Origin of the sequence: Pseudomonas sp. CF161, from assembly GCF_000416215.1 — a bacterium.
Taxonomy (GTDB): Bacteria; Pseudomonadota; Gammaproteobacteria; order Pseudomonadales; family Pseudomonadaceae; genus Aquipseudomonas.
Map to the genome: position 1 here is coordinate 19,575 of NZ_ATLP01000076.1, position 12,672 is coordinate 32,246.

Consider the following 12,672-nt stretch of genomic DNA (forward strand, 5'->3'; position numbering starts at 1 on the left):
TTAGATGGCTCATAGGCGTGGCGCCGGGATCTGGTCGAGCAGTTGCTTGAGTACCTGCTCCACCGACAGGCCTTCGATATCCAGCTCCGGGGCAATCCGCACCCGATGGCGCAACACCGCCAGGGCACAGCCTTTGACGTCGTCGGGAATCACGAAGTCGCCACCACGCAACAGCGCTCGCGCCCGCGCGCCGCGGACCAGGGCAATCGATGCCCGCGGGCCGGCGCCCAGGGTCAGGCCGGGCCAGGTACGGGTGGCGCGGGCCAGGCGCACGGCGTAGTCGAGCACCTGTTCGTCCAGCGGCAGGTCGCTGGCAATCCGTTGCAGGGTCAGCACGTCCTGGGCTTGCAATACGGTGCGCAGGGGTTGCACGTCCAGCATGTCGGCGCGGGTCGAACGGGCGACCTGGCGCACCATGTCCAGTTCCTGCTCGGCGTCCGGGTAGTCCATGCGCAGTTTGAGCATGAAACGGTCCAGTTCGGCTTCCGGCAGCGGGTAGGTGCCTTCCTGTTCGATCGGGTTCTGGGTGGCCAGCACCATGAACGGCTGACCGATCGGCAGGGCCTGGCCTTCCAGCGTGACCTGGCGTTCCTGCATGGCCTCGAGCAGGGCGGCCTGGGTCTTGGCCGGTGCGCGGTTGATCTCGTCCGCGAGCAACAGGTTGGTGAACAGCGGCCCCTTGCGCAGCTTGAACTGCTCGGTCTGCATGTCGTACACCGCGTGCCCGGTGACGTCGCTGGGCATCAGGTCCGGGGTGAACTGAATGCGCGCGAACTCACCGCCAAAGCAGCGAGCCAGGGCGCGCACCAGCAAGGTTTTGCCCAGGCCCGGCACGCCTTCGAGCAGCACATGGCCGCCGGCAATCAGCGCCGTGAGCACGTCGTCGATCACCGCGTCCTGGCCGATCACGACTTTTTGCAGTTCCTGGCGTACGGCCTGGGCCAACTGGCTGGCGCGCTGGCGCTGCTGGGCCAGATGGTGTTCGGCGGGGAGGGCGTCAGTGGACGGAAACGGGTCTTCGGGAAGTTCGCTCATAGGGCATTCCTGAGAGTTTGCAGGTGGGCGACCAGGCGGCTGAAATCGGCGCTGGAGTGGCGCTGCCCGCTGCCTGACGGCAGCGCCTGGCTGATGGCGTCGATGGGTTGCTGGGTCAGGCGCGCAAGCACCTGCCATTGTTGTTCGGTGTCGAGGTGTTCAAAACCCGGGTGCCGGCGCCGGGCGCGGCGCTGGATGTCCAGGCGCAGGGCCTTGAGCAGCGCGCCCTGGCCGCCATGGCGCAGCAGGAAGTCGGCGCTGGCACGCAGGTGTTCGCGCAACTGGCGCCGCGCCTTGGGCGGCGGCGCCTGTAGCGGGCCGTGGCGTACGCCGACATGCCACAGCCAGAGGCCGATCAACGTCGCCAGGGCCACCAGGGCTTGGGGGAAGTACCGCAGCAGGAGCTGCCAGAGACCGTCGTGGTGGGTGTCGAATAACAGGGTGACGGTGCTGTCGGTGCTCAAATACCACAGCAGCCAGGCGTTGTCGTAGCGGCCGATCTGGGTGTTTTTCCAGATTTCGGCGTCCGTCAGCACCGTCACCGTGCCGCTGCCATAGGACAGTTGCAGCAGGTGGGTGGCAACGCCGCTGTTGGCCCAGGATTGCGCTAGGTCGTGGGGGTCATCGAGATCAAAGTCATTGTCGAAGCTGAAGTAGGCCGGTGCTTTTTCATCTTCCAGGTACAGCTTGGTCAACTTCGGGAAGTCTTCTTTTGTTTCGGGCTCCTGCGGTTGCGGCGGGTGTTCCGGCTCGGCGCTCATAAATTGATGGATTCGCAGCCGGTCCAGCAGCAGGTCGCCGCTTTTTTCGGTTTTCTCGTCCCACAGCGCCTCGGCGACCAGCACCAGGCGCCCGCCGGCACGGGTCCAGTTCAGCACCTGGCGAACCTGGCGCGGGGTCATGTTCGAACGCTCCCCCAGCATCAGCAGGGTTTGGCCGTGGGACTCCAGGGTCGGCAGAATCTCCAGGCCGTCGGCGTGCTGGACCTTGATCCCGCGCTGCTGCAGAAACTGCTCGGCGGCCAGGTAAGGGTTGGCCAGGGCCTCGGGGGAGGGGCCGTGGTCGATGACTTCCTGGTAGGGCACCGCGTTGCGATAAATGACGTAAGCGACCCCGGCCAGCAGTACGCACAGCACCAGGCCCAGGGCCCACGGCCAGACACGCTTCATGGTCGCACCTGCGGTTCGAACAGCGCCCGCCAGGCGTCGCACAGTTCCTGTTGCAGGTGCGCCGCCGGCAGTCGGTGGCCATAGGCGAGGTTTTGCCAGTGTTGGGTCAGGCTGCTGCTGAACGCCAGCAGGGCCGGTTGCTGCAAGCCCCGGATCCGTTCCAGGACCTGGCCTTCGGTGTCGGCGGCCTTGAGTGGCAACTGGTAGTCATGCAGCAAGCGGTTGAGCAGGGCCCGGTACAGCAGGCCCAGGGCTTCCCGGGGCTGGCTCTGCCACAGCCGTGCGGCACTGGCGGCGATGTCTTCGGGCAGGGTTTCGCTGGCGACATCCAGCCCGAACAATTGGGTCGGCTGGGGCCTTGGGATTTTTTTCCGTGGCTGCGGGCGCCGGCTGACAAACGCTTGCAGCCACTCGCGGTAGCGCCAGATCACCAGGGCAATGGTGCCCAGGACCACGGCCCAGAGGAAGATTTCCAGACCCTTGGCAATGCTGGCGAAGGCGCCGCCGTCCAGGTTGCCCAGCAGCTTCTTCAACCAGCTCGGCGGTTTGCCCGACTGGGCACCTGGCTTGGGTTCGTCGCCGAAGCGGTAGCGGGTCACCGATTCCGGATTCTTGAACGGCGGCTTTTCCAGGATCGCCTGGATACCGTCCTTCGACGCCTGGCTGTTCAGCGCCTGGTTGCGCAGGCGCAGCTGGGTCGAGGGGTCGACCTCTGCGGCGGCCCAGACGTTTTGATGCAGCGGGACCAGTGTCAGGCCCACCAGCAACAGCAGCGCCGCCACGCTGCTCAGGCGTTGGCGCAGGCGGCGGAACACCAGCTCCAGGTCCCAGGCCTCCAGCTCGGTACGGCGATTGAGATAAAGGCTGAAACCGCAGGCGACGTAGATCGGTTCCCAGGCAATCAGCACCAGCGCGTAGAAGGCATTGGTCAGGTGTTCCAGCCATAGCCAGTCCTGCTGGGCGGCGGCGACCAGGGTCTTCTGCCAGTCCCAGTCGAGCTCGATCTGCTGCGGCAGCATCAGGTAAAACAGCACCAGCAGGCCGATCCACAGCGCGCCTTCAAGGTGCACCCCGATCAGGGTCAGCCAGCGCGCGGCGCCGGCATTTTTTTGCAGCAGTACGTTGAGTCGTTGCTGGCGCGCATCACCGCTCAGGCCTTCGAGCTGCACCACCGGCATCACGAAGCTGCGGCTCATGCTCAGGCGGCGCCAGGTCAGGCTCGCCAGCAGTTGTGGCTTGAGCAGGCGCGGCCATTGGCGCAGCGCCTGGCCCAGGGTCGGGGTTTCGCCGAACAGGGCCTTGGACAGAATAAACAGCGGCAACCGGTCGAAGGCCGGCTTCAACCACCAGAACAGCAGCAGGGCCCATGAGGGCGACTGCCACAGCAGCAGGCTGAGCAAGGCGAAGACCGGCAGGGTGACGATGGCCCAGCTGGTCATCAGCAGCCGACGATGCTGCTGGCTCAGCAGCACGCCCAGGTCCATGGCTTCCCAGGGCGTGCGCGGGCGGATCGCCACACTTGAGTCACTCAGGCGCATGGGCGGTACGTCCGGCAAAGATCAGATAAAGCGCCACCAGCGCCCACAGGGCTGCGCCCACCAGGTATTTGATCCAGGGCGCGGGCCAGGTCAGGGAGGACCAATAGGCTTCGATAAAGGCGGCGATCAATAAAAACAGCATCACGCCACAGACCAGTTGCACGCTCTTGCGTGAGGCTTGCAGCAGCGCTTCGCCCCGGGGCAGGCGCCCGGGGGCGATCAGCGCCCAGCCCAGTTGCAGGCCTGCCGCACCGGCCAGGGCAATGGCGGTGAGCTCGAAGGCTCCATGGCCGATGACAAACGACCAGAAGGTCTGCCCGGAACCGATTTGCGTCAGGTGGCCGGCAATCGCGCCAATCATCAAGCCGTTGAAGAACAGGAAGAACACGCTGCCGAGGCCAAACAGCAGCCCGCTGGCGAAGGTCTGAAAGGCAATGCCGATGTTGTTCATGATGTAGTAGCCGAACATCACCCAGTCTTCGCTGGAGGCGCGCGCGGCGTCTCGGCCCAGGCGGCTGGAATCGGGGTCGTACATGCTCTGCATGGCGCCCACCTGCTCCGGGCTTATCAGGCTGTAGACCAGGTCCGGAAACAGATAGACCAGCAGGCCAAAGCCCAGCAGGCTGCCAAAAAACAGCAGGCCGGCCGCCAGCACGAAGCGCCATTGTTCGCGCACCAGGCGTGGAAACCCGGCGAGTACGAAACCCAGCACCTTGGCGCTCAACGGCGTGCGTTGCCGGTACAGCTGTTGATGGCCACGCAGCGCCAATTGTTGCAGCGGGTCGATCAGGTAGCTGCTGTAGCCGCGCTCCTGGGCCAGCGCCAGGTGTTGGCACAGGCGGCGGTAGTCCTGGGGGAAGCTCAGGCAATCTTCAGCCTTGGCCCGGCGGCGCTCCAGTTGCTCCAGCAGTTGGCTGAAACGCTGCCACTCGGGTTGATGGCGACTTTCGAACAGGCTTTGCTTCATGTCGGCCCCAAAAAGCCACGGGCGATGCCGTTGAGCTCGGCCTTGGCCTGGGTAATGGGAACCTGCAGCGGCTGGGCGAGAATCGCCGCCAGTTCGTCGATCCGTTCTGCCGACAGCTGGCTCTGGCGTTCGGCGAACCCGAGGATTGCCCGCTGCTCATCGAGCTTGAGGGCGAAAGGTGCGCGCTTGGGCTCGGCCTCGGGCAAGGCCGGGCGGTCCAGGGTGCGCTCGCGATAGATCACCAGGGTGCCGGCGGCCAGGTCGCCGAGGCGTTTGAAGGTTGGGTGCTGCAGGCAGCTGATGGCGCCGAGGAAATAGCCGAATGGCAACATGTCGGCAAACCGCAACAGGTTGCGGGTCAGGGACGGGCCCCAGCCGATGGGCGTGCCGTCATCCTGCACGACCCTGAGCCCCATCAGCATCTTGCCGGGCGAGCGACCCTGGTTGAGCACCTCGAACAGCACCATGTACCACCAACTGATCAGGAACAGCAGGAGCGAACCCAGGCCCATGCCCAGCTTGCCGAGAAACGCCAGGGCAATGAACAGCACGCCGAGGATCGCCCCGCGAAACCCCAGGTCGATGGCAAAGGCCATGGCACGCGACATCAACCCGGCCGGGCGCAGCGGCAAGTCGATGCCTTCCGGCGTCTCGACCTGGTACCGCGTATCCAGTGGCGGGTGCAGCGGTGCTTTCCTTGGCAGTGCTGTGGTCTCGGGCATGGGCAACGGGTGGCTGGCCTGGTTGAGAAAAAATCCAGGGCAGATGCTAGCAGTGTCGGGGGGGCGAACGACATCACTAACTGTCGCGATGACGCATCGGGTAACTGATCAGGTGCAAGATCGCTGGCCGCGGCGGCTGCCTAGCGCCTAGACTTTGCCGGTCTTCAGTTCAGGAACAGCCCGTGACCTCCATCTTCTGGTACGACTACGAAACCACTGGCATCAACCCGCGCTGCGACCGGCCGCTGCAAGTGGCGGGTATTCGCACCGACCATGAACTCAACGAGATCGGCGAGGCGGTCAACCTCTACTGCCAGCCCAGCGACGATATCCTGCCCCATCCTGCGGCCTGCATGATCACCGGCATTACCCCCGGCCGCTTGGCGGCAGAGGGGTTGAGCGAAGCCGATTTCATGACGCGGGTCCATGCCCAGCTGGCCCAGCCCGGCACCTGTGGTTCGGGCTACAACACCTTGCGTTTCGACGACGAGATGACCCGCTACAGCCTGTACCGCAACTTCTTCGACCCCTACGCCCGCGAGTGGCAGGGCGGCAATAGCCGCTGGGACCTGATCGATGTGGCGCGTGCGGCCTATGCCTTGCGTCCGCAAGGCATCGTCTGGCCCGAGGAAGAGGGGCGGGTGAGCCTCAAGCTCGAGCGCCTGACCGCTGCCAACGGCATCGACCATGGCCAGGCCCACGACGCACTCTCCGATGTGCGCGCCACCATCGCCCTGGGGCGGCTGATCCGCGAGAAGCAGCCCAAGCTGTTTGACTGGCTGTTTCAACTGCGCAGCAAGCAACGGGTGATGGACCAGATCCGCCTGCTGCAGCCGATGGTGCATATCTCCGGGCGGTTCTCGGCGGCGCGCAGTTACCTGGGCGTGGTACTGCCCCTGGCTTGGCACCCGCGCAATCGCAATGCGCTGATTGTCTGTGACCTGCACCTCGACCCGCAGGGGTTGCTGGACCAGGACGCGGAGTCATTGCGCCAGCGCTTGTACACCCGCCGTGACGAGTTGGCCGAGGGCGAGCTGCCGGTGCCACTCAAGCTTATTCATATCAACCGCTGTCCGGTGGTGGCGCCACTGAATGTATTGCGCCTGCAGGACCAACAGCGCCTGCAACTGGACATGGAGCTTTATCAGGCGCGCGCGCAGCAGCTGAGCGAGGGCCAGGAAGTTTGGCGCGAGAAACTTCAGGCGATCTATGCAACTGAAGACTTTGCGGCCACAGAGGATCCGGAGCAGCAGTTATACGACGGGTTTATTGGTGATCGTGATCGTCGCCTGTGCGAGCAAGTACGCCTGGCCGACCCTGTCGATTTGGCTCAAGCGCATTGGCCATTCGATGATGAACGCCTGCCGGAATTATTATTCCGTTACCGGGCGCGCAACTTCATCGAGACATTGAATAAGCAAGAGCAAGAACGCTGGAAAACGTTTTGTCAGCAACGTCTACTCGACCCGAAATACGGGGCGCCCAATACCCTTGAGGCTTTTAATGCGGCCTGTGCACAGTCCTTATTAAACGCCACGCCGGCGCAGAAAGCGGTACTCAATGAATGGCAGGGTTATGCGCGTTCATTAAGCGCCCGACTGGGTATTTGAAAGGGCTTACTGCACGTGCGGGTTAAATTCCAGGAATAAAAAAACGCCAGCTGACTGGCGTTTTTTTACGGGTCACCAATTTCTGGCGCCGGCGCTATGGCTTAACCCAGCAGGGTTGCCCAGCCTTCAACCACGTCGCTGCCCCACTTGGCTTTCCACTCTTTCAGAGTCTTGTGGTTGCCACCTTTGGTTTCGATGACTTCGCCGTTGTGCGGGTTTTTGTACTGTTTAACTTTGCGAGCACGTTTGGTGCCGGTAGTTTTTACAGCAGCGCGTGGCGCTTTAACTTTGGACTCAGGATCCAGCAGCGCGATGATGTCACGCAGCGACTTGGAGTACTCGCCCATCAGGGTGCGCAGTTTGCCTTCAAATTCCAGTTCGGTTTGCAGTTTGTCGTCTTGGGACAGATTCTTCAAACGGGCTTGGAGCTCTTTGATGGCTTCTTCTGTGGCACGGTATTCGTTGATCAGGGACATGGAGACTACCTTATTTGGGCGCGAGTGGCGGGGTTACAGTGCCGCAATAATAGTCAGGCAGTTTCAGCAAGTAAACATTAAAGAGGGCTTTTGTTTAATTTGTTTAAAGTGTCGGCTCGAAAAAAAGCCGTGCAGTTAAATACGGTGATGGGCGTCTCACAGATATTCACAAACTCAGTCACGGACTATTTGCAACTAGGCCTGCGACAGAACCCGGCAGTCAGTTTTTTTCAGGGTGTTAGTGAGCTTGGCGGTGCCTGGAGACGATTGAGGCGTAACGGATACTGCAGTTTTGCCGCGTAATGGCTAGAATGGCGGCCTTTGCGAAGTTCTGGAGTTTCCCCCTCATGCGCACTTTTCGGTTGGTGATTTCTTGCCCGGACCGCGTTGGCATTGTCGCCAAAGTCAGTAACTTTCTGGCCTCCCATAACGGCTGGATCACCGAAGCGAGCCACCACTCGGACAACCTCAGTGGCTGGTTCTTCATGCGTCACGAGATTCGTGCCGACTCGTTGCCCTTCGGCATCGAGGCATTGCGCGAGGCGTTCAAGCCAATCGCCGAAGAGTTCTCGATGGACTGGCGCATCACCGACACCGCACAGAAGAAGCGTGTGGTGTTGATGGCCAGCCGTGAGTCCCATTGCCTGGCGGACCTGCTTCACCGCTGGCACAGCGATGAGCTCGATTGCGAGATCTCCTGCGTGATCTCCAACCATGACGACCTGCGCAGCATGGTCGAGTGGCACGGCATTCCTTATTACCACGTACCGGTCAACCCGCAGGACAAGCAACCGGCGTTCGCCGAGGTTTCACGCCTGGTCAAGCACCACGATGCTGAAGTGGTGGTCCTGGCGCGCTACATGCAAATCCTGCCGCCCTCCCTGTGCAGCGAGTACGCGCACAAGGTGATCAACATCCACCACAGCTTCCTGCCGTCCTTCGTCGGTGCCAAACCCTACCACCAGGCGTCGCTGCGTGGGGTCAAGTTGATCGGTGCGACCTGTCACTACGTGACTGAAGAACTGGATGCCGGTCCGATCATCGAGCAGGACGTGGTGCGCGTCAGCCACAGCGACAGCATTGAAGACATGGTGCGTTTCGGCCGTGACGTCGAGAAGATGGTCCTAGCCCGTGGCCTGCGTTATCACCTGGAAGACCGGGTTCTGGTGCATGGCAACAAGACCGTGGTGTTCTGATTGAAAGGGGGGGCCGGGCGTTGCACGTCAGGCCCCCCGCATCGTCGTAGCGAGGTCGGGCCGATGAACGATCCACTGGATAAAGCCACATCCAAGGCTCCCGCCACCTTGGGCGAGGGTTGTCTGAGCCGCTACGACCCCGACGATATGGGGCCGCAGGACGGCACCGAGTTTCCCGGAGCCGCCGAGCTGTGGGAGCAACTGCAGCAAGATCAAAACCCCGAAACCGAGGCACCGACCAAGCCTGCCTGATGGGCGAGCAGTGCTTTGGGATACAGCGACAAGACCCTAATTGCCGGCCCGCCCGTTTCCAGAAAACAGGCGCGCCGGCTTTTTTGTGGGCGTTTGCCAGCGAGAGCCTAGGCCCTCGCTGGCAATAGGTCAGATGCGGAAGGTGCCTACCAGGTGCTTCAGGCGCGCGGCCTGCTGCTCCAGGTCAGAACAGGCGCGCAGGGTCGACTGCAGGTTTTCCACGCCTTCCTGATTGAGGGTGTTGATCTCGGTAATGTCCATGTTGATCGACTCCACCACCGAGGTCTGCTCTTCGGTGGCAGTGGCGACCGACTGGTTCATGCCGTCGATCTCGCCAATCCGCTGGGTCACACTGTTCAGGCGTTCGCCGGCCAGGTTGGCGATCTCCACGCTGTCCTGGCTGTGGCGCTGGCTTTCACTCATGGTGCCGACCGACTCGCGGGCTCCCACTTGCAGCTCCTCGATCATGGTCTGCACCTGTTGCGCCGACTCCTGAGTGCGGTGCGCCAGGTTGCGAACCTCATCGGCCACCACCGCAAAGCCTCGACCCGCTTCACCGGCGCGTGCCGCTTCAATGGCGGCGTTGAGGGCCAGCAGGTTGGTTTGCTGGGAGATGCTGGTGATGACTTCGAGGATCTGCCCGATGTTCACGGTCTTGCTGTTGAGGGTCTCGATGTTGGTGCTGGAGGCGCTGATCATCTTCGACAGCTGATTCATCGCCTGGATGCTGCGATCCACCACTTGCTGGCCGTCTTCGGCCAGGTTGCGTGCGTCGCTGGCCTGTTGCGAGGCTTGAGCGGCATTGCGTGCGATTTCCTGGGCGGCAGCGCCCAGTTCATTGATGGCCGCGGCGACGCTATTGGTGCGGCTGGCCTGCTCATCGGAGTTGAGCATCGACGAGTTGGAGGCGCTGACCACGCGCAGGGCCACTTCGTTGACGTGCTCGGTGGCCGAGGACACTTCGCGGATCGAACCATGGATGCGTTCGACAAAGCGGTTGAAGGCGTTGCCGAGGATGCCGAATTCGTCCTGGTTCTGGATGGTCAGGCGCCGGGTCAGGTCGCCTTCGCCGTCGGCGATGTCTTGCATGGCGCGGGTCATGACGTGCAGCGGTTGCATCAGGACCCGGATCAGCATGCCCAGCAGGAAAATGGTGATGGCCACGGCGATCACGGTGGCGATCAGGGCTGAGGCACGGAATTCGCTGAGCATGGCGTAGGCCTTGTCCTTATCGACGGACAGACCGATGTACCAGTTGACCGAGGAAAGGCCCTTGATCTGGGTGAAGGTGACAATTCGGGTTTTGCCATCAGCCGTGATTTCGCTGAGTTCAGTGCTGATGCGCGGAGTGTCCTGGGGGTAGATGTCCTTGAGGTTCTTCATCACCAGGTTTTTGTCGGGGTGCACCAGGACCTTGCCGTCGGCGCTGACCAGGAACGCGTAGCCCATCCCGTCAAAATCCAGGGCATTGATACTGTCTGCAATCACCTGCAGGCTCAGATCGCCGCCGACCACGCCGATGCGCTGGCCACCCTTGAGCACACTGTCGACGATGGAAATCACCAACTGCCCGGACGCCAGGTCGATGTAGGGCTCGGTCAGGGCCGAGCCGCTGGTGCTTTCGGCGCTCTTGTACCAGGGGCGGGCACGTGGGTCATAACCGTCGGGCATCTTGCTGTCGGGACGGATAATAAAGCTGCCATCGTTGTTGCCCAGGTAAGCGCCCATGAAGGTTGAGGTCACGGCCTTCTGTTCGAGCAGCAGGCTGACGTTGGCCTTGTCCGAGTTGATTGCCACCGATTGCGAGAGGTTTTCGATCAGCAGGGCACGGCCGGCAAGCCAGGTCTGGATGTTTTTGGCGGTGACGTCGCCCATCTCCTGGAGGTAGTTATCCAGGTCCCTGCGGATGGCATTGCGTTGCAGGTAGTCGTTGTAGAGCGTGAATAGCGCGAAGGCAGCTATGACGATCAGGGAGGCGGCAAGCAGGATTTTATGGCTGAAGCGCAGGTTTTTGTTCATGGCTCGAGGGTCCGCTAAGGTCTTGTGATCCGGGCGTGCTCATATAAAAGCGCGCAAAATAGACGGAGTTGAAAGTAAGCTGATACTTCCATCCCTCCCTAGGGAACTATCCGACATTAATTTCAGATGTGTCTGGTATCTCGTTTATTCATATCGACCGTGTACGGCTAAAGATTAACCAGGGGTGACAAAATGCCTGACTCATCGCAACTCGTTATCGGCGCTGATCTTTCCGGGCAGCCGATCGCCCAGGCCATGCGTCTGGCCAACCGTCACGGTTTGGTGGCCGGTGCCACCGGCACGGGCAAGACCGTAACCCTGCAACGCCTTGCAGAAGCCTTCAGCGATGCCGGGGTTGCCGTGTTCGCCGCTGATATCAAAGGCGATCTGTGTGGCTTGGGGGCTGCCGGCAACCCTCAGGGGAAGGTGGCCGAGCGAATCGCCGGGATGCCTTGGCTGAACCATAAGCCTCAGGCTTATCCGGTGACGCTGTGGGATATCCACGGGCAATCCGGTCATCCATTGCGCACCACCTTGAGTGAAATGGGCCCGCTGCTGCTGGGAAGCCTGCTGGAGCTGACCGACAGCCAGCAATCGGCACTCTATGCAGCCTTCAAGGTCGCGGACCGTGAAGGGCTGTTGCTGCTGGACCTGAAAGACCTCAAGGCGCTGCTCAATCACCTGCGGGAAAATCCGCAGTTGCTGGGTGACGATGCCGCCTTGATGACCACCGGCTCCAGCCAGGCCCTGTTGCGGCGCCTGGCAACCCTGGAGCAGCAAGGGGCCGAAGCGCTGTTTGGCGAACCGGCCTTGCAGCTCGAAGATATTCTGCAACCGGCCAGCGACGGCCGCGGGCGTATTCACCTGCTCGACGCCAGTCGCCTGGTGCATGAGGCGCCCAAGGTCTACGCGACCTTTCTGTTGTGGCTGCTGGCGGAACTGTTCGAACAGTTGCCGGAGCGCGGTGATGGTGAAAAGCCGCTGCTGGCGCTGTTTTTCGATGAGGCGCACCTGCTGTTCGCGGGGACGCCCAAGGCGCTGCAGGATCGACTGGAGCAGGTGGTGCGGCTGATTCGCTCCAAAGGTGTGGGGGTGTATTTCGTCACGCAATCGCCAGGGGATTTGCCTGACAGCGTGCTGGCACAGTTGGGGTTGCGGATTCAGCATGGCTTGCGCGCATTCACCGCCAAGGAACAGAAATCCCTGCGCGCGGTGGCCGAGGGCTTTCGGCCCAACCCGGCGTTCGATGCGTTGTCAGTGCTGACCGAACTGGGCATCGGTGAAGCCCTGGTGGGCACCTTGCAGGATAAAGGCACGCCGGCCATGGTCGAGCGCGTGCTGGTCGCGCCGCCGCAATCACGCATCGGGCCGCTGACTGAAGCCGAGCGGGCAGCCTTGATTGCTGGTTCGCCATTGCTTGGGCGCTATGACAAACCCATTGATCGCGAGTCGGCGTATGAAGTGCTGATGGGGCGCAAGGACCTCGCGCCAAGGGCCGACACGGCGCCGGACAAGCCGGTTGCGCAAGAGCCGAGCCTTACCGATCGGGCTGGGGAGTTTCTCGGCACTGCGGCCGGCCAGGCGCTGAAATCAGCCATGCGCCAGGCCGCCAACCAGTTGGGACGGCAATTGGTGCGTGGCTTGATGGGCTCGCTACTGGGCGGCAGCAAGCGTCGCTGATCCGCCGC

Annotated in this window: 11 protein-coding genes and 1 pseudogene; 4 read left to right on the plus strand and 8 right to left on the minus strand. The window is 62.3% G+C overall.

What is annotated here, in order from left to right:
- Positions 1-9 precede the first annotated feature (9 nt).
- The 5 genes from CF161_RS13940 to CF161_RS13960 are packed head-to-tail and all read right to left on the minus strand — an operon-like array spanning position 10 to position 5,431.
- Entirely contained in the window at positions 10-1,035 is a 1,026-nt protein-coding gene (locus CF161_RS13940) for a MoxR family ATPase (protein ID WP_020297231.1), read from the minus strand.
- The gene (locus tag CF161_RS13945) at positions 1,032-2,204 is read right to left on the minus strand and encodes a DUF4350 domain-containing protein (RefSeq protein ID WP_020297232.1); all 1,173 of its coding nucleotides are present in this window, start codon (positions 2,202-2,204) and stop codon (positions 1,032-1,034) included. Before CF161_RS13945 ends, CF161_RS13940 begins: the two co-directional genes overlap by 4 nt.
- Positions 2,201-3,742, minus strand: coding sequence for a DUF4129 domain-containing protein (locus CF161_RS13950; RefSeq protein ID WP_020297233.1), 1,542 nt, complete (start codon positions 3,740-3,742; stop codon positions 2,201-2,203). The genes CF161_RS13945 and CF161_RS13950 overlap by 4 nt, the downstream gene beginning before the upstream one ends.
- The gene (locus CF161_RS13955; protein ID WP_020297234.1) at positions 3,729-4,709 is read right to left on the minus strand and encodes a stage II sporulation protein M; all 981 of its coding nucleotides are present in this window, start codon (positions 4,707-4,709) and stop codon (positions 3,729-3,731) included. Before CF161_RS13955 ends, CF161_RS13950 begins: the two co-directional genes overlap by 14 nt.
- Complete coding sequence (locus tag CF161_RS13960) at positions 4,706-5,431, minus strand: RDD family protein (protein WP_043229420.1); 726 nt, start codon at positions 5,429-5,431, stop codon at positions 4,706-4,708. Before CF161_RS13960 ends, CF161_RS13955 begins: the two co-directional genes overlap by 4 nt.
- 182 nt (positions 5,432-5,613) lie before the next feature.
- Between CF161_RS13960 and sbcB the strand changes: the two genes are divergently transcribed.
- Positions 5,614-7,041 (plus strand): exodeoxyribonuclease I, encoded by a 1,428-nt coding sequence (gene sbcB, locus CF161_RS13965; protein ID WP_020297236.1) that lies wholly within the window; start codon positions 5,614-5,616, stop codon positions 7,039-7,041.
- 101 nt (positions 7,042-7,142) lie between these two features.
- Here sbcB and mvaT read toward each other — a convergent pair whose 3' ends face one another.
- On the minus strand, positions 7,143-7,517 hold the full coding sequence (gene mvaT, locus CF161_RS13970; RefSeq protein ID WP_020297237.1) for a histone-like nucleoid-structuring protein MvaT: 375 nt from the start codon (positions 7,515-7,517) through the stop codon (positions 7,143-7,145).
- A gap of 347 nt (positions 7,518-7,864) precedes the next feature.
- Here mvaT and purU point away from each other — a divergent pair, with 347 nt between their 5' ends.
- Positions 7,865-8,713, plus strand: a complete 849-nt coding sequence (gene purU / locus CF161_RS13975; protein ID WP_020297238.1) for a formyltetrahydrofolate deformylase — start codon at positions 7,865-7,867, stop codon at positions 8,711-8,713.
- 63 nt (positions 8,714-8,776) lie between these two features.
- Entirely contained in the window at positions 8,777-8,965 is a 189-nt protein-coding gene (locus tag CF161_RS13980; RefSeq protein WP_020297239.1) for a hypothetical protein, read from the plus strand.
- A 129-nt stretch (positions 8,966-9,094) separates the two neighbouring features.
- Here CF161_RS13980 and CF161_RS33625 read toward each other — a convergent pair whose 3' ends face one another.
- A complete protein-coding gene (locus tag CF161_RS33625) occupies positions 9,095-9,859 on the minus strand; it encodes a methyl-accepting chemotaxis protein (RefSeq protein WP_371106527.1) in 765 nt (254 codons plus the stop codon).
- A 93-nt stretch (positions 9,860-9,952) separates the two neighbouring features.
- Positions 9,953-10,984 (minus strand): annotated as a pseudogene (locus CF161_RS33630) (cache domain-containing protein); the annotation flags it as partial.
- A gap of 192 nt (positions 10,985-11,176) precedes the next feature.
- On the opposite strand from CF161_RS33630, the gene CF161_RS13990 reads away from it, so the two are divergent.
- Complete coding sequence (locus CF161_RS13990; RefSeq protein ID WP_020297241.1) at positions 11,177-12,664, plus strand: helicase HerA-like domain-containing protein; 1,488 nt, start codon at positions 11,177-11,179, stop codon at positions 12,662-12,664.
- Positions 12,665-12,672 lie beyond the last annotated feature (8 nt).